The sequence below is a fragment of the Bacillus sp. J14TS2 genome, from assembly GCF_018333015.1.
Taxonomy (GTDB): Bacteria; Bacillota; Bacilli; order Bacillales; family Bacillaceae_C; genus Lederbergia.
Map to the genome: position 1 here is coordinate 187,629 of NZ_BORE01000008.1, position 24,744 is coordinate 212,372.

Consider the following 24,744-nt stretch of genomic DNA (forward strand, 5'->3'; position numbering starts at 1 on the left):
TCTTACCACAAGCTATTTTCACTTGTTTTTTTAGCTAAATAGTTCACTGTCACCAATAAAATGATATTGATCACAGAATCAAATAATCCAATCGCGGCAGAAAAATCATATTCTCCACCAATAATGCCTGTTTCATAGACAAATGTTTGAATAATGTCGGATGTCTCTGAGTTTAGCGAGTTCTGCATCAGTAGCACTTTCTCGAAGCCAATTGACATGAACTTACCGATATTCAAAATAAACAATACAACGATTGACGGCAGGATCGAGGGAATATTAACATATAAGATTCTTTGTATTCTCGTTGCTCCATCTATACTGGCGGATTCATGCAACTCTGGATTCACTCCCGCTAATGCAGCCAAGTAAATAATCGTCCCCCATCCTAATGATTGCCATTCTCCCGACCACACATAGATATGTCTAAACCAACCGGGACTAGTCAAAAATGGAATGGCCTCTCCCCCAAATTTGGTAATGACATTGTTTGCGAGCCCACTAATCGGATCCAAAAAGGCAATCAGCATGCCAACGACAACAACGACTGAAATAAAATGTGGTGCATATGTTAAGGTTTGTGTCCATTTTTTAAATGCGCCGTTTTTAAGCTCGTTTAAAGAGAGAGCAAATATAATCGGTAATGGAAACAAGGCTAATTGATAGAAACTAATCGCAAATGTATTTTTTAGTATTCGCCAAAAATAATACGAATGATAGAAACGTGTAAAATGGTCAAAACCAATCCATGGGCTTCCAGTAATGCCCAGTGTAGCAATATAATCTTTAAAGGCTATTTGCACACCATACATCGGAATATAATGAAAGATTGTAAAATAAAGAATGGCTGGTAATAATAAAAGATATAGTTGCCAGCTTTTTAAAAATCTCCTTTTCACACTTAGCATACGCTTTGGAGCCGGAATCGCCGTCGACGACTCGATTGAACTAGCTTGTTTTGTCTGCACGCTATGACCTCCTAAATCGATCCTATACGGACAACGGGGGGTTATCCGTATAGTTTTATATTGGTAGAATGATGGACTAGTAAGGAAGTCATGATTCAACTATTTTTAAATCGTTTGTAGGCTTCCTCCTGTGTTTCCATGTATTCGCTCAATCTCATATTCTCGATGGTTTTAACATATTTATCCCATTCTGAAAATGATACATTCCCGGAAATAAACTTGTCTCTCATTTCCTCTACATATTTTTCAATATCGACTGTTAGAGAGGCCATCTTTTTACTCTCTTCACTTGTAAACGTAAAGGCTGGCCATGTTTCTTGAATCAAGAATGGTTCATTTTTATCAGCCGCTTCTACAAGTGCTGGTAACGTCTCGGTTCCTTGGTAAAATTCCTCTATAATAATGCCAGGTGCCCCACCATTTGGATATGTTAAGTATTTTGAAATAGCTTGGGATAGCGTCAACCCGTCTGGGTTATTGGTGATTTCATCCAAAAATGTGTACTCACCATCAGCAGTTTGCTCATAGGTTTCGCCTTCCACCCCTAAATAATATAGCTTTGCCCCTTCATCGCTAAAAAAGTGATCAATCCATCTAACCGTTGCGGCTGGATATTGATTATCCTTCGTGATGACAAAACCTTGAATTCCAGATAGTGTGGGATATACATTGGAATAGAGTTGATCACCATCGGGCCCTTCTAAGGCAATGCCACTGTCATAGTCATCTTCTCCAACTCCAAATGCGCTTTCGGTGCTCCAGTAAATGGTAGTGCCATACAAGCCCTCGGATCCGTTAGCCAGATAGTTATTATGTTCAATGGTAAAAATATTTTGTTCAATTAAATTTTCACTATATAGCTTGTTTATATACTCAAGCATTTCCTTATACTCTGGTGAAGTAGGAATGAATCTTAATTTTTCTTCCTCGGGGTCCATATCAATATAGGGATGAGCGGTCCCACGATTCCCCAAACCAAACGATCCCTTTAACCAATTGACTAGATGATCCATACTATTTGCTCCAAAGGGTATTTCCCGATTTGAACCGTCTCCGAGTAAATCCGTCTCTTTAACAACTTTTAAATACTGGTAAAATTCATCCAAGGTTTCTGGAACATCCATATCTAAAACCTCCAGCCAATCCCGCTTGAACCACGGCCGAGCCCCTATACGATAGGAAGTAAAATCTTCGGATGCTATTAACGGAAACGAGTAGATATTACCATCTGGAAAAGTAAGCCCCTTTTTAATCTCTGGATTCTCTTCAAATAATTTTGTTAGATTAGGCGCATGTTCTTCGATTAAATCGTTCAAACGAATGAATGTCCCTTGCTCTCCATATTTGAGAATATCGATATTAGGAATTTCAGCAGAATGAAGAGCATCAGGTAATTTTCCACCTGAAGATAATAGCAAATTCCGCTTTTCCTCCAAGCCATCTTGGGGCGTCATTTCCCATTTAACGTCAATATTGCTTAACTCTTCATACTTATTAAATACCAACACATCATTCCAATCCTCTGCCGCAGCCGCTCTTCTCTTTACAAACATGTTTAACGTAATCGGTTCCTCCACAATGGGCAGCCCTGATTCCGTTAGAATGTCTAGGGATAGATCTTCTACCTCACTTCCTTCCACTTCCGCTTTTTGTTTATTACATGCAGATAGAAACAACAAAACAGCTAATAAAATAGTGATAACTTGTATTTTTTTGAACCTCATCATTTAACCCCCATATATTTGTATAACAATGCATGATTATTGCTGAGTATTTCCTCATCCTTGTATCCACTTGCTAGCAAATCCTACTGTATCCGATTACATAATCAGTCAGCTTATATTCTCAAAATTAAAAATCACCTTGATCTCCTTCGTTTAAACAGAAATACAACTTAACACATAGTTTTACTCATATTTAGGAAAATAAAAATAGAGAATGAAATATTTCCTTTCCTCTTTCTTGGTGCGATATAATAAATTGCTGCCACAAATCTCTTATGTTTTGGCTAAACTCTCGTTGTCCCCCCTCTCCTTTGTAAATACTTTTCTTATACATAAAACAAGCACTGAAATGATAGTTGAAATAGCCCCTTATTGGTAGTTCTTATTTACTATCACTCCTTTTTCATAATTCACCTTCATTTGGTGACTATATGAAATTTATCATATAGCCACCGCAAAGGTGGTACGTGTTAAAGTACCATTGATAAAAAAGTTTGCCATAAGCATATAAAACTTGTTTTTGAGGGAACTCTCACGCATAACAAGTATAAGACGTGCCGTACTAAAGAAATATCCAACCAAAAACGGAAAAATATAAACTCTCAACGGTTGAGGAAAATTTCCAGGGCATTGAATATTACAGCTATTAGAAAAATTATTATTTGACGGATGAGGAATGGAGGAATAAAAAAACAGTAGTAGTCCGGCTATTTTTTATTTAGGTTTTTCATCGTAAGTAGTTCCCGTTACAGGGTTCCACACGGTTCACCGTGGTTATTTAAGGGGCAAAAAGGCATTGGCAAGTATGTTCTTACAAATGCCATTTTTATTGATTATCTCACTAAGATGTCCACACTCTAAATGTAAAAAGGTGAAAGTAATATAGGAGCGATTTTAGTTCGGCTAACAATAAATTTTAGAAAATTAGACTACCGCTCTCTGATTTTTTTATCCCAAACATCCAATTCATGATTAAGTGTATTTCCCAAGACACTCCTAAGTTTACTAAACCAAGATAAAACCTCTTCTGAAGTGTAGAATTTAGTAAAGTCATCAATAACTTCCTTTATAAAGGGCAATGATGGATGGTCTTCCCCTAAATATGCGAGACTTTCTAAAAATGCACTTTGCCGATAAGTAATGGCTTTCTCAATAAGTTCATCCTTAGTTAGTCTAATGTTAGATTTTTCGTCTCTTAAATCTTCGAGTATTTCTCTTAAATTTCCCGTATCATGATAAAACTGATAAATAAGCGGGACTTTAGGTAGATATATAGGTTCACCTCGGTCAAAGTAATAAACAGGGTAATCGCACTTCTGCTCATTTTCAACCCACTTTTGTATATCTACTTTCTCAGTTACTTCTCTTAGTCTCATTAAAAAGTTTAATGGTACTCTTGTCCAATCCCAATCCGCTTCAGGTATTGATAGTTTTCTGTATTGTATTTTTAGATTTCTCTCCCAATCTTTTGAATATGACTCATGATAGTGGGTACTATGCCCCCATTCTCCTTCATAATCATAATATGATACGACTACAGCCCATGATTCATGACTTTCATATGTAATTTGCGTATATAATAAGAAACCTCTAGGAAGTAACCAAATCACTCTTTCTTCATCAAAGTCGTTAAATATTGGTTCCTTAGATATAATAGATTCATCCCCTCTTTTTTCTTTAAAGTCCGGTTTCTTCCCTTTTGTTGGAGGGGTTAACAGAGGCTCTTCCCAAATTATCCTCTCTAACTCCTTATATGATTTTTCTAAATCCCCTAGTTTCATACTTAAGGAAAACCTGCTTTTAAAGAAATCAGGTAAAAGATATTCACCATTAACCTCTTCTAAAGAGATAGGAATGAATTTTTCTTGTTTTGTATATTTATATATATCAGGTGTAATAATTAAAGTTTCAGTCCCAACTCCACCATGTCTCTCATTCGCTTTTTCACAATAAGTTTTATCACAGATAACCAATACTTTATCTGCCATTTTAATGCTTTCCTCCATAAATTGAAAGCGATCATGCCCTACAACTCCATGCCACCTATCAAGAATGATGTCTAAACCGGACTTCTCTACTAATTTTTCTGCTAATTCAAGAACCCATTGTTTATGATCTTCTGATGACCAACTATATGATATAAATACTTTAGGTGCTATTTCTTCGTATTCCAATTACCCAACCCCTTTTGCCCTTTTAACTAGATTTTACCATAGTATTCATAGAATCCTCTTGACAGACATTCGGTCTTACCTTTTTGTAGCCTTTATTAAAACTTTCAATAGTAAACTTTTGATAGGCTGAGATAATATCTGTATTTGATAATCTAAAAATGAGCCACTGATTTCCAATTTTATCAATCACTCCTAGGATAGAAAGTGATAAAGAGTGTTTGGAAGAGACTAAGCGTGTATTACCAAACATTGACCAATGGATTGAAGACCTTAAACGATGGAATAAATAAAACATATAGCTGCCACTATCTTTTATAGATTGAAAAATGAGTATAACTTCAAGGGATTTGAATCCAATTGTTTCCACTAAAACAAGTGAATTGTGACATGTTTTTATATCTTTTTTTGCTAATAAACATTGATTTAACAGCATTCACTTGAAAAATAGCTTTCGACTTTAATATAAAATGGTATAATATAAGGACATAAGGGCATTGTGACATTAACCTTACAGGATATTTTGTACTGGTATAGTTACAGAATAAAATGTTGTTAGCAAAGATATAACGTCGATTGAGTTAGAAAAGTTTGCCCACTCTTGGAAAAACACCGATACTAATAGGTATATGTCTAATAAAGAGTATGTCAAAAAACACCAAGGAGAAAATGTAGATTGCTGCATTTATTAAAGCAAAATTGAAATATACTTTGTTTAACAAGGTCAATATATGCTGATAGTTTTCTTATACTTACATTAAACTCCTGTTTCTCTTCATATTTTCTTTCATAAGGGAATATCTTTTTCAGAAAAAAATATATACTTATATTTTAAAAATTCACTATCACAAAGCTACTAATAAAACCATAGGAAAACAAATCTATGAATACCGCATAACTCAAAATTTTACTATTATTAAAAAGATCAAGGATGAATAATACTAGAAATGAAAAAAGCAATAACTAAATTGAGATGATGTAGCCAAATGGATAGTCTTGTCAACACTTGCTATAGTAGGTGAAACTATCAAATATAAGGTAACTATAATTAATACTCCAATAACTACAAGGAAATGGCCGCCGCTTGAAAAAGGGAAAACTGGGCCCGAGAAATACAGTAATAGGAATAGTACGGTCTTATTTTAACTTTTGCAAGCTCTGTTAACCTATAGAAATTTCTTAAATTCGCCAACATAAATACCCAACCAAATACAAAATATTTTTTATTAATTCTACCTGGTAATAGAACATTATTCTGAACTATGCATACACCTGGTACAAAAGAATTGTTATTAATCCAAAAACCGCAAGAGTTTCTTAAAAACCATAAAGGGCTGTTTCTTCAAAAATGCAAGTTCTATCGAATCTTCTTTTCCATACTTAGTAAAAGTAACCCTTTCGGTGCTTTGATTGATCTTTAAAGTTATGTCTTTAACTTTGTACTCTTCAATTTTCCGTGCATTGTCTAATAGTGAGTTGTCTAGTTGCAAATGAATTTTGTCCGACACCCTTCTAAGCATCCTCCATAGAACGACTTCATTAGAAGATTTCATAAACAACTCTGGCAATTCCTTAGCTTCCTTTAAAGCACTTAACGTGGTAAGTGCCATTCCAGCCACACCATAGTTAACTGGCCTAATCAAATTTCCAAGCGGTATCCAATGGTTAACATCAAATTTTATTTTTTCTCCATTACTAATATAAGAGACATTTTCTATTTGTCCGTACATAGAAATTCCATTTTTGTCGCTAACGCCTTCTTTGACATATAACGTTATATATTTCCCCTCTTGCCAACCCTTTTTTAAATTCGTTGCAGGCATCTCAAATACACGCTCTTGCTCGAATCTTATATAGTCATCATTTGTCGAGACTAACCCAATAATCACCTTTTCTTCCAAATCACTTTTCCATTCAGCTACTATACCTCTAGGAAGAACCCCTTCCTTTTGAATCTCCTCGGGACTCATATCAATTAGCCTTTCAATAAATTGCTCTACTAAGGTTGTAGTATTGGGGAGAAATGGCAGGCCTCCTATATTAACCTTGTCAATGCTTTTATAAAAGTGATGCTCTCGATAAATATCCTCTTCAAACCAGGGAAAGAGGATATAAGCTCCAAAGGCTGTCCGTTCATATGGACCATCAAAAGATGCTACAATTGAATCCCTATAGCGATGCATTGTATTAATATCTTCTTCTATCGGACCTGGACTTCTGTATCTGGAATGGTAGAAACTTCCCTCTAAAGCATAATCAATTCGATACTTTGCATCAAAAACATAATTAAAGCTATAGTCTTTGCCCTTTTTTGAAATACTTAGCATAGTATCCGGTTTTTGCGGAATGGTAGGCAGATCCCCCTTATAATATTGATAAGTTAATACAATTTTTTCACCAGTAATCGGATGGCAATATATTCGATTTGCAGATTGGTTTGTTTGCAAGTTAACGAATAGACCTTCTCGGTTTATTTTGATAATATCTTGGCTAATAAGCTCATATTTCTTATCTAAAATTCGCCCTATTTTTAAGAATGTCCAATATTCATAAAGGGTTGCGACATCTTTTACAGACATTTGATAAAATTCCCCTTGTAACGTTAGTCCCTTGGAAACTGTTAGGAAAATTTTAAAGGCATCTCGATACCCCGGAGCCATTTGCAAAACGAGACTCATTACCGATCGATCTAATTTTCGTATATTCCTCCAAAAGTGGCGTTTTAACTTACCTTTTAATTGGTTTTCCATTCTGCTAAGAGTTTCTATAAGATGCTGATCAACATCAGCATCCCAACGGTTTTGCTTTATTAAAAGTGTATTTTTCAAATCATTTAATTTATGTATAAGCCGTTCTATCATCCATTTGATGTAACGGTTTTCTAGAGTATCATAAGTTACTTCCTTTTTTATGTCTAAACCTACAAGTGGCATTACCCTTCTATTACCTATATCAATTCCTTTTTGCACCTCAACAAATAAATGGGGAGTTTTCTGTAAAAACTTTCTACTCCTAGAGTCCAGCTGACTTAATTGGTCTCCCCTAGCTCGCTGATAGGTCTTTTGAAGGTTATGGTGAGGTTGCTGTTCAATTCTATCAGTTGCTTGTATGAAATGTACAAAATGTTTACTAATAAGTCGATAAAATTCTGCCTTCGAAGGATGGGAATTACTATCTAATTTAATCGATGCACCAAGATAGGTTTTACGAATGAAGTGATAAGCGAGGTTGTAGATCTCCTCGTTCACTTCTTCTAATAGTTTCTTATAATCATTTTTGTAATCAAGTTTTGTTGGAAAAATTTCTAATGTTACTTCTAGTAGCTTCTGTTGTTCTGAGTGAATTTCAAAGGAAGTGAATCCCACCTCATTCTGAAATTGAAGCGCCCCCATAAGCATATAATTATCGGGAAGGTCAACACGACTTATAGCTTGCCTTAGTAGCGGATGCTCATGATAAAAAGTTAAATTCGTATTTGTTTTAGGTATTACAATTACTTGATAAATCCCATTTTCAAAAAAGATAGGCTTTATGTTTACATTTTCAACTAAATTTCCTAGCTCTATATCAAACACGAATACACTTACTATATCAACTCCGTGAACAGAAAACTGCATGATATCATGAAAATCCATTTTCCGGTATTGCTGTAGACCTTCATATCGCTGATGATAGGGTTTACCTTTGATAACAAGAGAAAAGTCACTTGTCTCAATCTGGACTAAAGTAACCTCCTCACGAGATCCAGAAGGATGTAAAGCCATCTTCTCTCAACCCCCTAAGCATCTCATCAACCTTATAAGCACTATTAGGATAGATAGAACTCTCCGTACTAGTATTGAAACCTTGCTCCTCTAAATATTCCTTGTTAGTAAATAATTGATATAAATCTTTTAATACCTGCTCCACACGTGAATCACTTCCAGCAATTCTTGGTAATATTTTTTGAATAATACAATGATCGAGCGCTTGATTAAAAGACATTAATTCGCCCCCTTCGTTATAAGCCATATAAAAGCAAATTTCATCTCTAACTCGATAGCCAATATGTGCATTAGTTCGTTGAAGCGTATGATTAATTTTTTCGAGTTCTTTCGTAACTTTTTCGATTAATAATGGTTCCGTTTGATATAAATCTTTTAAGTGTAAATAACGAGTGGCAAGCTGATTGTATTGCACTGGAATAGGTAAAATTTCATCAGTCTCTTGCAAAAATGCTAAATTATTTAATTCCACCCGATTAAATTCGATTGTATTCGCTCTATCCAAAACCTTCTTACTAAATGGATGCGTGGTTTCATCCATATTAACTGTTCCTATAATAAATAAGTTATTCGGTAAAGTGACTGCTTCTCCTGCTATTTCTTCCGATAGTAATAAGCTAGAAACCATTTCACTACCTTGCCATTTTCGACTTTCCATAACACTTAATATATCGCTAAAATAATATTCAACACGAGCCAAGTTCATTTCATCTAATAAGACAAAGTAAGGCAAAGAAGGATTTTGCTCAGCTTTTCTAATTACGGCTGTTAGGGGGCCTGGTTTAAAATCTCCCTTTATGTCTACATAACCAAGTAAATCTGATCCGTCATTCCAATCAGGTCGAATAGGAATTAATGCAAACTGCCCATTTTTCTCAGTTGCACCTAAGCTCTCTGCGAACCACTGCACCATCTTGGTTTTCCCTGTTCCAGATATTCCTGAGAGAATGACAAACGGCTTTGTTTTTAAAGAGAGGAATAAATTCATCACTTCTTCTCTCTCATAGTAAAACCCTTTACTTCTAATATAAGAGTGTATATGCGCAATAAGCGATTTAAAGTCGGCAAAATGTGCTTTTTCTTCCCTAACTATCTGTGAGGAATTAATATCACTATTATAATGATTGGATGACTTTTTATTTCTATACTGTATATAATCCTCATATACTTGAATCATTTCTTTTAGATCCTTTACTAAAGTTTCCTCTGAAGGCATTTCAGAAAAAGTATATAGGATATATGCAGCCGTTGATAAGGCATACTGCTTTGCCTTTGACCCCATGCCTAATTCAATGTGATCGTCCTTTTTAATGCGATCACTCATTTTAATATTCTCACGTATTTCTCTTTTAACTTGCATCATTTCATCTCTACTTGTTTCTGTCACACCTTGCGCAAGGGTCAAGTAAAGCTTTTTCATATCTTCACTAAACAAATAAACGATATAATACCCTCTCTGAGTAGAAGTTGTAATCATCTTATTCATAATTGCAATCCACGGAACAGTTGCCCAATTCCCCTGGCCAACAGAACCGCTTACAAGGTAATTCTCTACTTGTTTAGAAATAACTTGGTCTATTTCCTTCGGTACTTCATTTCTTACAAATGTACCTAATTGATGACCAGCAAATCCCTCAGTTTTAGCAAATAAATATCCACTCATAATTTTCAGTAACATCTCTCTTAAATTACTATTCATGGCCTCTACCCCATTTTTCAGATTTAAATAGCGATCCATTGGCCTCCAGTCTTCATCAATTAACTTAGAACTCTCTAACCACATTAATATATTATGAACTCTCTCTTTGGCAACGGACTCTACCATCAGGTTAGTACCGCGAGAATTCCGAACAATTAGCATTCCTATTGCTTCAAGAGTTTTTTTCTTCTCCACCTTGGATATTAGAAATTGGATTTTCTTCTTATCTGGTTGTGAATTCATGTAGTTAAAGTTCTTGGAAAATCTCTTCATCAAGTATGGCCTTTTTTATCTCTCCTAGTCAGGGCAGCTTATACAGATGCTGTCGAAGTTATCGCTATGGCGTTATATTTAAATGAATCAGTTCATGCAAAATAACATAGTCAATGCAATGCTTTGAGGCTGCAGCCAGTTCAGTATTAAGAGATACAGCGTTTTTTCGATTAACGCCAAACCCCAACATACTAGTTACTGGAACTATTCTGAATAGTTTAGTACACTCTTGTAAACCTCTATTATAATACTATACAGATTACTACCCTATATTAAGCCGATTACTGCAAGCAAATAAAAGCCGGATAAGTGATTAAAATTCATGCAGGAGTATCATGGATATTCTATACAAAAAAACAAGAGATCAGTCGCGCATATAGGGTAATACAATTTAGGAAATTGATCGTGCACCGACTAATAATTAAGAAAACACCAATATTATTTTGCTAGAAGCTGAAGTTTAGAAAATCAAACTTAATCGATCTATAAGAAAGAGTATCTCATAATTATCCCTCAAGATAGCCTTATTATTTATAATTAGTCTGCTCTTCAGCTACCTGCATAGCACTGTCCGTTTTACTGCTATATAGCTCTTCACGTTTCAACCTATTCCTAATGTATTCTTCCATCCCTTTATCTGTACAATAAATATAACAACCCTTTTGTCCCCTGGTCATCAAAGTCCTATATGTATTACGTATAATACTATCGGCTATTTCTTGAGCTTCCACAGGATTTTCCTTCATCATCTTTTTAATGCCTCTCAAAGATTGATCAGATTTTGCCCTTTTAGAATAGTCTGTAACGACTTTTCCATTTTCATATCGTAAATCGTCGCCTATTATTACCCCGACGTAATCAAATTCTAGTCCTTGGCAAGTATGAATGCAGCCGGCTTCATGAATCGATTCATTGTCAATTGCCCACGTAGATGTATTATCTAGGTTCCAACTCATTCCAAAGTTATGTTCTTCTATCTTTATATCGTGATAACCAGACTTTGTACGATTTTTCTTGGGCCATTCCCAACAATAACCGGCTACAATTCTTGACTTGTTACTTTTCTCATTTTTCAATTCAATTTGTTGCTTCATTTCATGAGGACTAGAGAACACTTGGAAATCATAATCTAATCCCATATCATTGGCGTTGGCTGTTTCCCTAATTTGCAATACATCATCTAACCATGCTATATAACCATCTGAACCATCACATCTAAATTGAGAAGCTAATTGTCCCGATGTAATTTCGGCATCATATTCTTCGGCAAAGTTCCTAATCACTTCCACACTACCAACGTCTTTTAACGTTACACGCTGGTTCTCATCGATAAAGAAAATGGACATGTTAGACGCATGGATAACTTCTTTGATTTGATTCTCGCCTAAGTTTTGAAACATACCTGATTTTTTATTCAGACGATGTGCTTCATCAACAATTAAAACATCCAACTCATTTAGGTTTGATTCCGTATAGCTGCCAGATCCTTTAAATAAATTATCGATACGTGTTTTTCTAAAATCACCTTTTAATTTGGTGGAATATACATTTCTTGGTGCAGAATTCTTTGTAACGTATTGACAAGTTAATGAATGATTCGTAAGAGCGACAAGTAGATTAATAGCTAGTACTGATTTTCCGGTCCCTGGACCTCCCTCTATAATCATCACTTGCTTGGTCTCTGTTTTAATTGCTCTTTTTGCTAACTGTAAAGCCGTTTCATAAATTACCTTTTGTTCGTCAATCATTACAAATTCCTGATTTCCCTTTAACATGCTCACTAAGGAATCTTGTAATGATTTTGAAGGCCTGATTCTTCCTTGATCAATTTGGTAGATAATATCTTTACTATCGCCATATTTAATATATTTCTTAATAAATGCCCTTAGTTTCTCAACATCGCCCTTAGCATATACGGGAGCCAGATCTAAATAATAGTCATAATACTTGTCTGTTAGAGGGTCTTCTTCTGCTTTTTTATAATTATGTAAATAAGCACATGGCTTTAATTGAATCAATTGCTCTTGTACATTCTCATTATAATCCTCAATCAAAGCTGCATAGGACCACGCTTGATAAGAAGGATGGGCAAGCTCTCGTAGCCCGCCGTTAAGAAAGGTTTTTACAATAGCCTCCTTCCCCTCTACCTTTTTAACTTCTGACCATTGTTTAAGCTCAACTATAATGACAGAGTCTTGATCACCATCATGACCTGAAATTAGAAAATCTACTCGTTTTGAAGTATTCGGGATCCTATACTCAATAGCTACTCCTGCATCATCCGGAATAGAAGGGTCGTTTAACACACGATACATATGTAGCATCGAGTTATCCCAGGAACGAATCTCTGATTCACTTGTACGCCCTAACTTCAAATTAAACTCTTTTAATATATGTGCTACGATTTGATCATGATCAACGTGCTTTAAAAATTCCTGTTTGCTTGCTTCATAAACGATCATGTTTTACCCTCACTAACTTTGATACACTATTTTCTAATATACAATCTAAGTAAGAAATGTTCTCTTCACATCTCTCGAATTCATAAGAAACAATTTAGTAGTTTTTAAGTATACAGTTCAATTGTACTATATTTCCCCTCATATTTCTTGCATATCTCCCTTATTTCCTTTCAATACCTGATTGTTTGTGCAACAAAACTTTTGCACCCCCTCCAGTTTAATGGAGCTATTTTAAATTAATTTTTTAGTTATAATTTAAATAATCATTATGAAATACTACCACTTTTTGAATTAATTAAAATGAAAATAGTATTTATCTGTTGTGGCTCGTAAACTGACATCCCTATAGTTCTTCAGAACCGATTCAATATGCCCGATCAGCTGTCTGACCATTAACATGTACAAATTCTGATACAGGAGCTTGCTCTCATGTTTTGAATATGCCTTTAGCATGTACATTATTAATATCCTTATTCCATATAAGTTCTCATCTCTGATACCCATTCACTTCGCATTTCAGCTTCGTTCTCATTTTTCACTTCCATTTCATAGTTTTTAATATTATCTAACCACGCTTCACAACTGTCAATAAAGTGGAAGATTCCTAATAAATAGCTGTAAAAGTTAGCTACATCAATTTCTTCATCATTGAACTTATACTCATTGCTGTATGTACATGGATACCTAAATATATCTCCATGCTTATCTATACAATCTAAAGACCTAATATAGTTCTCAGCTAGTTCAAGTGTTTCTTCTTTTTGATTATCTTCTTTGGAGTAATGAACTAACATCGGTTTGATTGAATTCCATAGGTCTTTATATAACAAGTGTGAATTCCTTTTACTTCTAACGATATGCAAATCAATCCCTTGGTCCATCTGCATATGAAGGAGTCTTTTTAATCCTATCTCAATAGCATTTCTCATTAAGAAAACTATCGGATAAAATAACGCTTCATCTCCTGATTCCTTAAAATTTTCAAACAAAAATGTTGCAGCCTCACTATAGCCTTTAATCTGCTTACGAAATTCATCACTCCATAGTGAATCACTTAAATAGCAATTATTGACGCCTGTGACCGCCACTTGTAAAAAATGCGGATCTTCTTCAACATTTAATTTGACTTCATTAAACCATTCACCATTAATCATTTTATTCAAGGTGCTAAAGCAATATATAAGTCGATTACCCATATGAATTACATCTAATGCCTTATCGCCATACTGTTGCATGAAGTCATCTTTAAATGGGTATCTAAAAAGGTCTGAACTAGAATCTATTAATTCAATACTATCCAAATATTCCTCTAACCATGTTTGTTCAGCTTCATTTAGTTCTTCAACACCATAGCTATCTTTATAGGTCTTGTACAACTCCTTAACATTATGTTTTGCAGCAATAAATATCCTCTGTAGCTCGCTCTTAGTGGCCCCATTAATAGCTATCCCTGACTTAATTAATAATTCTATAGCTTGCCGCATCATATATATACTAGGTAAAAACCACATGTCATATTTGATATTATTGTGTGGGCCTTCTACAATTTCTTTTAAAATAATATAGCCTGCGTTCATATACTGCTTAGATAGCCTTGTATAGTCTTCGTCAGGTTTTTTACTCCAATTTATATGTATCTTCATCTCCTTATTCACTATACTTTTAATATTTTTATTCTTTTCTACCCAAACATACTCCAATTTAAATCCCCCACCTATTCAATTGATTTTTCCGACACCTTTGCATCTGCCACTTCCACTTTGGCATAGGCACTTAGCCGTTTAAGATATTCTTGAATACCCGGCTTTAACTACTTCTCTTTCGGCTTGCTAGCGGTGATATAACTACCGAAATCGCGAGGCTGTCTGGTACATTATATTTACATTTGCTTATCTATTATTATAGTCATCAATAATCGAAATCGTCTTATTGGCGACTTCACTTCCAAGTGAGGCATATAATTTCTTATCGCCAATCACATAAAATTCTTCCTTAGCCCGTGTAGCTGCAACATTCATCATGTTTGGATCAGAAACAGCCCATCTTGCTGCCCCGCTGCTATTAGAGTCGGCTCCAAGAACAAAATAGACAATTTTTGCTTCTTTCCCTTGAAAAGTATGGACAGTTCCAATATTTGTTGCTTTCCCAACTTCTCGTTTTGTGAAGTTAATTTTATCTAAAACTTGTGCAAGTTTATAAGCCACATTTCTAAATGGGGATATAACATAGATTTCTTCCGCTAAATCTGGATCTTCTTGCAAGCGTTTTTCAATTAGACTTTTCAGTAACTCAGCTTGTTCTTTAACAAATTTGTCATTTGCTTTTCCTGTTGAATCATACCATTGCGATATTCCTTGTGATTTATCCTCTGGTTTACCTTGTACCATCAGCCCATCATACGAGATTTCATTTGAAATTGTAAACATTGGATAGTTGGAACGTCTATGTACCCACAGTGGTATCCCAATCCATTCATCCTCATTTTTTTGGAAACCATACTGACTTGTGGCATCCACAATTGTTTGAGTAGATGCATCAGCAGAGACAAATTTTTCATCAACTTTGTAATGTCTTCCAATCAAGGTCAGAACATTTGAATCTAACGTCATTACTGGTTTTATTTGTGATGGATCCCCAACAACCATAACCTTTTTACTTCTAAAAATTGCGCCAACACTAGCTTGTGGCAGTGCCTGACCAGCCTCATCTATGAATAAATTACCGATTGAATTTTCATTAAGATTTTTAAACATTCTACCAAAACTAGCAAAAGTAGTACTGACAACAGGGATAGTGAAATTCAACCATTGCCATGATTCTGAAATTAACTGATGCCCATTCTCTTTTCCAATGTATTCAGACTGTTTATTCCAAATCATCCTTGCCGCTCTCAAACTCTTTCTGTTTTCATACAGGAATTGCTTTCTAACTTTTAAAGCTGAAATAAATAACTCAGATTGTAAAATACGGAACTGCTTGGTAAACCATGGATTAGACTTTTGAAGTTCATCATATGATAATGAAAAATCGAGTTCTTTTATGCCGCTTTGAAGTTTGAGTTCTTCCAATAACGCAATTTCCTGTTCCAATTTTTTTAGATCATTTTGTTGGGTAGTCATCCATCGATCGAAGTCAGCTTTTGTGTCCTGAATTTGTTTTTGAGCATATTCACTTTTTACAACATTTCCCTTTAATCCATTTTCGAGTTGCCTGCGGTCATGCAACAATTTAGTCTTCTGTTTGGAAAGATGGTTTAAATGATCGTTCGCATCATTGAGATTTTTAAAATACTGCTCAACCTTTGGTTTATTAAGTATTTTCTTGTACCATAAAAAACTTGGCTTCTGTGAGGTAACTACCTCATAATTCCTTTCAGCTTGAGTTTGTACATTCGTTAAATTTTCAATTTCAGTGGAAGCATTCAATAAATCTTTTTGCAGATTTACACTTTCTTGTCTCAGCCTTTCCAGTTCATGCTTCGCTTCTTCTTCCTGTGAAATCAAATTTGCTCGTTTCCTCTTTTCTTCTTGTTGAAAGGCAATAAATTGCTCCTGATGCTTGGTTTTTAATTTCTTAAGATCATACATTTTTTTGCTATATTCCTGAATTTTTCCTCTTTCGGTTTTTAATTCATCATAGAGTCGTGAAAATTCTTGATATACATCTGTATTTGCTTGATAATTTTCTTCTAAATCTTTTTCCATTACTTCAATGTTTAAAAGTAACTTGTTAATGTTTGTGGATGCTCCACCCTCCAACGAGAATGTCCCCCAATTTTCCTCTTTCAAAAGCTCACTTTTAATCTCACGATCCTTTCCAAAGCCTTCACCAGTTAATTTAGAATTAGCAACATCTTTAAAATAATTCGATTCCTCTAATTGCCTTTGAAAATCGTCAGCAATCTCCTCTTTCTTTGGTAACTCCTTAACAATGTTTTGGACTGCTCCATTGTTTGAACTTGCTACAATAATATTCTTATCTGCAATGGAATGTGGTAAAACACCTAGTTTCGCATTTCGCCAATAAACTAGACCACCTTGAATTCTTTTATCAGCAAGCTGGGAAATTTCCGCTGCCTGTTGTACGATTAAATCAGCAAAAATGTCTTTTAACAATGTGGTTTTCCCGGTTCCTGGCGGACCATTGACACTACGAATATCATTTTCATCATTTAAAGCTAGATTTACCGCAACCTGCTGCATAAATGAAAGGGCAAAATCCGGATTACTTGGGAACCGCCCCAGAGGATAAAATTTAGGCTGTAAAATCATTGTTTCGAAAGTATGTGGATTAAAATGGATGGATTCCTTTTTGCTATCTAGATTTTGCCTATCTCCAGAAAACCCATTAAAATATCGATCCAAATTCTTATTCGTGATTGTCTTTGCTTTGTTCAGATCTTCAATAAAGAACGAATGTAAATTTACATCTCCATTATCCAAGTTTTTCACAAATGCGTAGCGGAAGTTTTCTGTGGAGGCATTATACTGTTGGAAAAGTTCAGAAATTGTAGTATTAAAATCCTCATCAAACTTCCTGTTCAAATCTTCTCTAAATGAGTTTTCAACTTTTAAAAAGTCTTTCGGTAAATCACCATGTTGGCGGATATAACCGCTCATCGTATAGAACAATTTGTCCGCTATAAAATTTAACTGGTTATCAAAATATAAAGTGAAGGTAAATTTGTCAGAGTTACTAACTTCTTCGTAGGTTTTAGCAATCTTGTATTTCTTCCTCAATATATCAACAACCTCTTGAAAATTAAAAATATCAAAATATAATACTAACCCCGACTTCTTAAAGAACGTATCTGATACATCTTGTTGTTCTTTTTGTATTGTTAAAAAGTCTGAAAAAAACGTATTCCAATCCTCCTCTACTGTATGTAAAGGCCTAAGCGATTTATCTTTTTTATTAATAGAACCTTCGGATAGTTGCTCTATCGTAATCCAAGCATCTAAAATATCTTTCCTTTCATTCATATTCTCCCACCTATTCTTTTATTGCCTAGTAATGATGTCCATGTATAAAAATGTGTTAGCACATTATCTATATAGTTCATAGCAAATGATTGTATACAGTCTTTTTGGCGACAAATACAGCTAGCCAATAATCTCTCCAAATACAATTAACATCTCTAAAAACCACTTCTTATAAATAACTCAGGTAATCACTAATGGATTCACGTTTATTACTCTCAGCATTTGCATTATCGTCTCTAATAAATTCATCAATCTTATGTACACTGTTTAAGACTTCAACTTAAGTCTTGCCCTTTAAGTTGCTATAAGGCAACTTAAGCTGAAGATCCAGCCATATGGGGCAAAGACAAAAACACCACGCAAAAAATTTTCAAATAAGGATTATTATTTTATCCGCCTTCACCCTCCTAGTGTATCAAAAAAGAGACTTATTTCCTATTCCTTTTCTAGACAACATGGCCTATTGTTTGTACGGTTGCAAATTTGAGCGCTGACTATCAGTTGGAACACACTGGAGTGTATTATGAATCAGAGGAACCGTTCTCAAGTTTCATGTTTAAATATTTTTATAAAAATGTTTAGTATATTACGCATCTAATAAACTTGCCATAATAAGAGTACAACAAAAAGGAGTTGATTGAATGTTTCATATTAGGGCTGTACAAGAAACGGATGATTTTGAGATGATTTATCATTTAATCGATGCGACAATGAAGCGGTTTTCTGGGGATGCAATAATTGTATATGGGGTGTCAAGTGAGAGTTTAAAAAGACAGTATTGTTATTCGGAGTCTCATAATAAGGGATTTATTGCGATTAATGATAATAAAATTGTTTCCTTTATGGGGGTATACACTGCTAAGGTCACGAAGTATGCTTATTTAGAATGTGGTTTTTTACAGGAATTTGAAGATGCACTTGTTGAGTTATTACATCAGTGTGTCCATGCGGTTGCGGAAAATGGTGGAACAAAGATCTTTAATCATTCACCGATCATGTTTGGGCAAGTAAGAAATGAGGGAATTTCATTCTGGGAAAGGTTAGGATTTATCTCAGAGGAATATTCCTATATTACGACTGAGCTTAATCTGGATAGTTGGGAAGAACCTAATTCATTTGATTCATCTGGAATTGAACCAGCCATGGAAATGGGATATGAGGAAATTAAACAGATTCTTCTAGAAGATGGGGAGGATAGTATGGCGGAATTGTTCCAAAAGCAATATTCTCCAGACCAAAGCTTGAATCAAGTAATACTTACATTAAAAGATAAAGCTACGAATGAAATTTCGGCAATCGCAAATTATCGGGTAAAACTTCAAGAAATAGATAAGGAAACTACAGCCCTTTATGCATCCGCTTTCTCCATACATGTGCGCCCCCAATTTACCCTAGACCGTTACGAAATTAGGAGATTTGTACAAGGAGCACTTATTTCGATGAAACAATTAAATATAGAATCTGTCATTTCTCGCATCACCTTAAAGAATTTTGATGTTTTTGCTGCGATGGTTACAGAAGGCTTTCATAACCAAGGCATGGAAAAGGTAAATACAATACGGCTATTTAAAGAAATATAGGGATATATAAAATGGAAAAATATACAAATGCAAAAGATATATTGCCTGAACGTCTTATAAAGGAGATCCAAAAATACATGGCAGGTCAACATATTTATATTCCGCAAAACGAGCGAAAAAAATGGGGATCTGGAACAGGCCTTAGAGTAGAATTGGAAGAACGTAACAAGGAGATCTTCCGTTTATACAATGGTGGACAAAGTATAGCTAGTCTAGCAAAAATGTTTCACTTAAGCGAGGAGCGGATAAGGGGAATTATATATGATAAAGTTACTTTTTGATTAAATATACATGGTGCATACGCCGAGCATGAAACCACAATAGAGCTTGTATTTGTTGCTTTACCAGTTTTCTTTTTAACTGATTTTGTTGTAGATTGGCGATAATTACGTACTTGGTGGTTTGCAGGTACAATCTGACTAGGAGAGAATTTTGAAAATGCTCCAGTTTCTGAAACTTTTGTGTTACCATTGTAATATGCAGTAGCCGAAGATGCACTAGCTATAGCTGGAGTTTTTCTATCCATGCTAAAATATGATTCCCTATAGGTCACGTTGTTAGATGTTGTAGACGCGGAATTGTAAGTTTCGCTGTAAAGCAGATAAAATTTAAATGAATGAACAATACGACCACCCATTGCTACTTTGTTAGAAGTTTTATTTCCACTTTTATAAGCAGCACTAGCAAAATTTACATTGAATACACTAATAAATAATAAAAAAGATAAGATAGTTAGTATTTTTTTCAATTTTATACATCCTTTCAGATTAAATTAGTTGTAAATATAATATAAGGGGTTGTAAATATGATTTTGAATATAATACTTATTTCGATAGTAATAATATTTTTAGGTATTCTAGTTAGAGGTGTATATAATGTCTTAGTGAAAAAGAAACGATATGACAATATGTATACACCGTTTGATGATGCAATGAAAGGTACTAAAAGGGAAAACGATAATGAACATTAAATTATTATCACCTCCTAAGTTTAATAATCAGGTTATTTTTAATTATTGACCTCCAATACTGTGTATTTGCCAAATGGAGATAATTGAATAATTGGCATCTTATACTTAAGACGTTAACTTTAAACTAAAAGGTTCAATTTTCGCATAAAAAAATTTAAACGGTTGAGAACGACCTTTTTTGCTGAGGAAGCAGGAGGTCGTTTTTGGCTTTCCCTTCTTCGAAAAAAAGTAAGCGTCAAATAGGTTCTTATCCCAAAATCGGGATAAGAACCTATTTGACGCTTACACAAAAAAGGCGTGGGGGCTACACTTTTTTAGTGTAAGCTCCAACGCCTTAATTTTTATTTACTGAAGTTTTGTCCCAGCCTCTTTATGTTTTTAAGAGTTTCTGCTCCATTAGAATTCGGTTTAATCCACCCTTTATAATAATCTCCAATGTCAGATATCCAATTATATAGATAAAGTAACAATATTGTACCTCCGGGTTTTACTACCCTATTACCTTCTGGAAACCAACTTGTTGGTCCTTTCTTTGTGTAAACGACATCAAAGTAATCTGTTGGAAAAGGAAGCCCCAATCCATCTTTTGTATTTCCAACTACGTACCTTACATTGGGCTTTTTATTTTTATTTGCGGTTTCAATAAAGCCTTCCGTCATATCGTATCCAACCACTTCTTCTGCATAATCAGACCAGCGATTGGTATACTCTCCATGACCACAACCAACATCGAGTACTTTCCCGCCGCGGAGTATATTCCTTAACTCCTCAGTTAATATTTCTTCTGCTAATATTCTTCATACTTAAAATTACACGTGTACTCATATTTACCTGATTCAGCCGCAATATGATCCATTCTTTCCTTATAAGTTCCTGTAAAAAAGCGATTGGATAAGTCAGGAAACAAAGCTATCTCTCCCTTCAAAACTATCATTTTATTGTTATTTTCGTAATATCAGGATATTATAGCGTCAATTAATTCTCACTTTTATTGCCTCAAATATATTCTTCCCTGATTTTCAGTCTTATTCCTCCCCAAGTTTCTGAACTTATGGTAATTAGGTGATGGCCTCCGTCATGCCCTTTTGTCGCATACTTAATCAAAGGAAATTTCGATAACACTAGTTACACTGTCAAGTTGGTCATTATAGTTCGAATTTTATCAACTTCAATATCAACTTCATCATTAAATTTTTCAAATGACGTATCTAATGACCAGAACCCCCATCAAATACATAATCTGGAACCCCGGTAATAATAGTTCGACTATTTGTATAACCATGTATTAATTTTTTACCTTTTCATTGTCCTCTTCCGAATTTAAAGGACTTAGAGTTACTCCATTTGATCCAAATCCACACGGGAAAAGGGTTATCTATAATCATAAATTTAGGATAACAATAGGATTTGGTGATGTTATACAAACTATTATAAAGAAAGAGAGCGATGGATTAGGTTGAGCGATATAAAAGAGGAAGACTTCTACCAATTCGTTGATGAAGTGAATAGAAAATTCACAGTTGTGTATCTAATTAAGGTTCCATAGCATATTTAAACTTTTCCGCAGTTATAGAATGAAGTTCCCGCTACGTCTTCAAATAGAATACTAGGTAAGAAAAAAACGCCTAAACTAGTTAGAGCGGTTTTGAGAATTCACTTTAGTGCAGATTTCACGGACTACAAGAACAGTCAATGTCCTCTGGTAATGATAAATATTTGCAGACTGCAAAAACAGTCTAACTCCTATTCATCTTTAATGATGATTAAAAATTATACTTTGTCAATTCATACATAAACACCTAGATAATTAACCAACTCACTTTACATCATGCTCAATTGCTAACTTCCAAACCCCTGAATATATAACGGACAATTTCCAGGCTATCATACCTTTCCGTTTCAGTGCCCACATTAAACAAGCCTGCTACCAAACCATGGTAACAGGCCGTCTTTCTCTTATAATTTTACTCGTTCACTATACATATCAATTAATCGCTGATTATGTCCATCAGCACCTTCAATATTTCCACTTAGGAAAATTGGTGGTTCAAAGCCACTTTCTACCATATACTTTATGGATTCTGCAAAAATGGCATTTAAAATGGCTGAGCCAATAACAGTGGAACTAGGTGAAAAGTTCACCTTTACTTTGTCGTGTGACAATAGTGCATCTCCAACCGGGGCATGATTATCGATTACCAGATCCACTGCATCGTACAAATATTCCCCGGATGTATGACGTGATGGTTGGCTAGATGAATATTCCTTTGAAGTAATTCCAATAACGAAGGCACCCTTTGCCTTGCCAATATGCGCCACATCGACAGGAACCGGATTTCTTCCCGAGGTCGAGATTACGATTAATACATCTTTCTCACGGATATCCTGTTGTTCCATAAATATCTTCGCATAATCGTTTTTTCTTTCCAATGCAGAAGAACGCAAAGCACCTTCATGAAGCATGAGCGGCTCATGCAAAATTGGATGGATGGGAACGAGGCCACCCGCACGATAATAGACTTCTTCAGTCAATATATGTGAATGCCCGCAACCGAATAAATGAACCACTCCACCATTTTGAATGACATCGGCTACTTTTTTGGCTGCGTTATTCATTGCCTCATATTCATTTTTTTCTACAGTAGCTAATAATTCATTGATTTTGTTAAAATATTGATTGATCATAATGTTCCCTTCACCTCGCTGATGATTTCGCGTACTTTGGATGGAATTGTCGCTTCCGTATCTTTATCAATCGTTGATCCAAAGATGTGTGGCATAAACAATTCGATGTCAATGTCTTTTACACCGGCAATAATATCCTTAATATTGCTTGCATCGATTCCTCCTGCAGGTTCTATTCCACGGATTCCTCTTTTAGCTGCTATTTTAGTCAAATAGATTAGTTCCTCCAAGTGCTGTGTACCCTTGATCGGCATCATTTTGATACTTTCTATTCCAAGTGCTACAGCTATTTCAATGAAATCCTCAACCCGGATAATTTTACCGGAATTAGCCATCTTTATTGTCCCAACCTCGCCCGTTGGTTGAACAAGCGCATTGACTAACTGTTTTGGAATATTTTTCCCCTCCAAGTATCCTCTGGCATATGGGGAGGTTTCAAAGGGCTGGTTGATATGACCCGGAATAGAAGCAGCAGCGATATCCAATACTTTTTTCCAATTGGTTGTGTCTCCCCCACCGCCTAGGCCGATGCTCACCAGCTCGGTTACAGATTTTAATTCAGCAACTTTTTCTGCAGCCGCTTCTATCGATTCAAATTTGTCTGATACAATTCCCGGGACCACATAACCAGAACCAGCCTCCATTATTGCAGCAGCATTGTCACGGCCATTTGCTAAAAAGTTAAACAAAAACTTATCATAAAGTCTCTTTGTCAAAACCTTCACCCCTTACTTCTATCGCTTCTCTTTTATCATCTGGCACATATTCTCCAGAGCAATGTCGATTATATATTTTCCTTTTTCTTCGGTTGCAAGGCTGGCATCACCGAGGACAGCTGTTTTTGTGAATTCTTCCCAGGGCGTCGGCGTTGAGTCTGCATGCATTGGTATGTCCGGAATATCCGTAAGCGCCTTGTCCATGTCCACATGTTCCGGCGCCAAATAAAGCATGTAAGATGTTTCGATTTCACAGGCATGGAAGTATGTGTTGTGTGCTGAACCTTTTTCCCGGACTTCAGACGCGGCCTTGTTCATGCCAGGATAGAAGAAATAAAACACACGCATCTCGGGGCAAGATTCATACAATACACGTGCAGCTTCTTTCAATGCTGTTTGGTTCCCTAAATGCCCATTGACCATCGCAAATGTCCTGAACCCTTGTTTATAAAGGCTCTCACCAATATCAACAAGAAAACCGATAAGAGAGTTGTTGCTTATATTAATACTCCCTGGGAAATTGCGTAGGCTCCATACTTGGCCATAAGGCAATGTCGGCAGTACCAAACCATTTACACGCTCCGCCAATTTTGCCGCCAACCGCTCGGCAAGCAAATTATCCGTTCCAAGTGGCAGATGGGGGCCATGTGCTTCCACCGCCCCAATTGGCAAAATGGCTACGTTGGATTGATTGATTTTTTCTTTTATATCAAAGGAATTCTCGTATTGGAAGTTCATTTCTCCTACACCACC

Annotated in this window: 16 protein-coding genes and 2 pseudogenes; 3 read left to right on the top strand and 15 right to left on the bottom strand. The window is 35.3% G+C overall.

Translation table 11 applies throughout. The annotated features are described in order from the left end of the window. Positions 1 to 2: 2 nt before the first annotated feature. The 10 genes and pseudogenes from KI375_RS14080 to KI375_RS14125 form a co-directional block, all read right to left on the bottom strand. The gene (locus tag KI375_RS14080; RefSeq protein WP_212974198.1) at positions 3 to 905 is read right to left on the bottom strand and encodes an ABC transporter permease; all 903 of its coding nucleotides are present in this window, start codon (positions 903 to 905) and stop codon (positions 3 to 5) included. 155 nt (positions 906 to 1,060) lie between these two features. After that, a complete protein-coding gene (locus tag KI375_RS14085) occupies positions 1,061 to 2,689 on the bottom strand; it encodes a type 2 periplasmic-binding domain-containing protein (RefSeq protein WP_212974110.1) in 1,629 nt (542 codons plus the stop codon). A 929-nt stretch (positions 2,690 to 3,618) separates the two neighbouring features. Then, positions 3,619 to 4,863, bottom strand: coding sequence for an SEFIR domain-containing protein (locus tag KI375_RS14090; RefSeq protein WP_212974111.1), 1,245 nt, complete (start codon positions 4,861 to 4,863; stop codon positions 3,619 to 3,621). A 1,289-nt stretch (positions 4,864 to 6,152) separates the two neighbouring features. Beyond that, positions 6,153 to 8,624 carry a restriction endonuclease-like protein gene (locus KI375_RS14095; RefSeq protein WP_212974112.1) on the bottom strand — a complete coding sequence of 824 codons (2,472 nt, stop codon included), beginning with the start codon at positions 8,622 to 8,624 and terminating at the stop codon, positions 6,153 to 6,155. Then, positions 8,596 to 10,524: pseudogene (locus KI375_RS14100) on the bottom strand (MrcB family domain-containing protein); the annotation flags it as partial. The pseudogene KI375_RS14100 and the gene KI375_RS14095, both read right to left, overlap by 29 nt. 136 nt (positions 10,525 to 10,660) lie before the next feature. Then, entirely contained in the window at positions 10,661 to 10,786 is a 126-nt protein-coding gene (locus KI375_RS27965) for a M48 metallopeptidase family protein (protein ID WP_374706847.1), read from the bottom strand. A gap of 337 nt (positions 10,787 to 11,123) precedes the next feature. Next, positions 11,124 to 13,058, bottom strand: coding sequence for a DUF2075 domain-containing protein (locus KI375_RS14110; protein WP_212974115.1), 1,935 nt, complete (start codon positions 13,056 to 13,058; stop codon positions 11,124 to 11,126). Between the two features lie 470 nt (positions 13,059 to 13,528). Next, positions 13,529 to 14,758, bottom strand: a complete 1,230-nt coding sequence (locus KI375_RS14115; protein ID WP_212974116.1) for a hypothetical protein — start codon at positions 14,756 to 14,758, stop codon at positions 13,529 to 13,531. Between the two features lie 26 nt (positions 14,759 to 14,784). Then, a pseudogene (locus KI375_RS27970) lies at positions 14,785 to 14,898 on the bottom strand (23S rRNA (pseudouridine(1915)-N(3))-methyltransferase RlmH); the annotation flags it as partial. A 49-nt stretch (positions 14,899 to 14,947) separates the two neighbouring features. Then, positions 14,948 to 18,040 (bottom strand): DEAD/DEAH box helicase, encoded by a 3,093-nt coding sequence (locus KI375_RS14125; protein WP_212974117.1) that lies wholly within the window; start codon positions 18,038 to 18,040, stop codon positions 14,948 to 14,950. Positions 18,041 to 18,681: 641 nt separating this feature from the next. Here KI375_RS14125 and KI375_RS14130 point away from each other — a divergent pair. Both KI375_RS14130 and KI375_RS14135 read left to right on the top strand, forming a co-directional pair. Continuing rightward, the gene (locus tag KI375_RS14130; protein ID WP_212974118.1) at positions 18,682 to 19,620 is read left to right on the top strand and encodes a hypothetical protein; all 939 of its coding nucleotides are present in this window, start codon (positions 18,682 to 18,684) and stop codon (positions 19,618 to 19,620) included. 77 nt (positions 19,621 to 19,697) lie between these two features. Next, positions 19,698 to 19,901 (top strand): Mor transcription activator family protein, encoded by a 204-nt coding sequence (locus tag KI375_RS14135; RefSeq protein ID WP_244852648.1) that lies wholly within the window; start codon positions 19,698 to 19,700, stop codon positions 19,899 to 19,901. Here KI375_RS14135 and KI375_RS14140 read toward each other — a convergent pair. Next, positions 19,847 to 20,368 (bottom strand): hypothetical protein, encoded by a 522-nt coding sequence (locus KI375_RS14140; protein WP_212974120.1) that lies wholly within the window; start codon positions 20,366 to 20,368, stop codon positions 19,847 to 19,849. The two genes, KI375_RS14135 and KI375_RS14140, sit on opposite strands and share 55 nt — an antisense overlap. 57 nt (positions 20,369 to 20,425) lie before the next feature. On the opposite strand from KI375_RS14140, the gene KI375_RS27975 reads away from it, so the two are divergent. Beyond that, positions 20,426 to 20,590, top strand: a complete 165-nt coding sequence (locus tag KI375_RS27975) for a DUF3951 domain-containing protein (RefSeq protein WP_212974121.1) — start codon at positions 20,426 to 20,428, stop codon at positions 20,588 to 20,590. 341 nt (positions 20,591 to 20,931) lie between these two features. On the opposite strand, the gene KI375_RS14150 is transcribed toward KI375_RS27975, so the two are convergent. The 4 genes from KI375_RS14150 to KI375_RS14165 all read right to left on the bottom strand — a co-directional run bounded on the left by KI375_RS14150 (position 20,932) and on the right by KI375_RS14165 (position 24,729). After that, positions 20,932 to 21,384, bottom strand: coding sequence for a class I SAM-dependent methyltransferase (locus KI375_RS14150; RefSeq protein WP_212974199.1), 453 nt, complete (start codon positions 21,382 to 21,384; stop codon positions 20,932 to 20,934). A gap of 1,162 nt (positions 21,385 to 22,546) precedes the next feature. Beyond that, positions 22,547 to 23,275, bottom strand: coding sequence for an SIS domain-containing protein (locus KI375_RS14155; RefSeq protein WP_212974122.1), 729 nt, complete (start codon positions 23,273 to 23,275; stop codon positions 22,547 to 22,549). Continuing rightward, positions 23,272 to 24,000, bottom strand: a complete 729-nt coding sequence (locus KI375_RS14160; RefSeq protein ID WP_212974123.1) for a KDGP aldolase — start codon at positions 23,998 to 24,000, stop codon at positions 23,272 to 23,274. The genes KI375_RS14155 and KI375_RS14160 overlap by 4 nt, the downstream gene beginning before the upstream one ends. Positions 24,001 to 24,009: 9 nt before the next feature. Further along, complete coding sequence (locus tag KI375_RS14165; RefSeq protein ID WP_212974200.1) at positions 24,010 to 24,729, bottom strand: creatininase family protein; 720 nt, start codon at positions 24,727 to 24,729, stop codon at positions 24,010 to 24,012. Positions 24,730 to 24,744 lie beyond the last annotated feature (15 nt).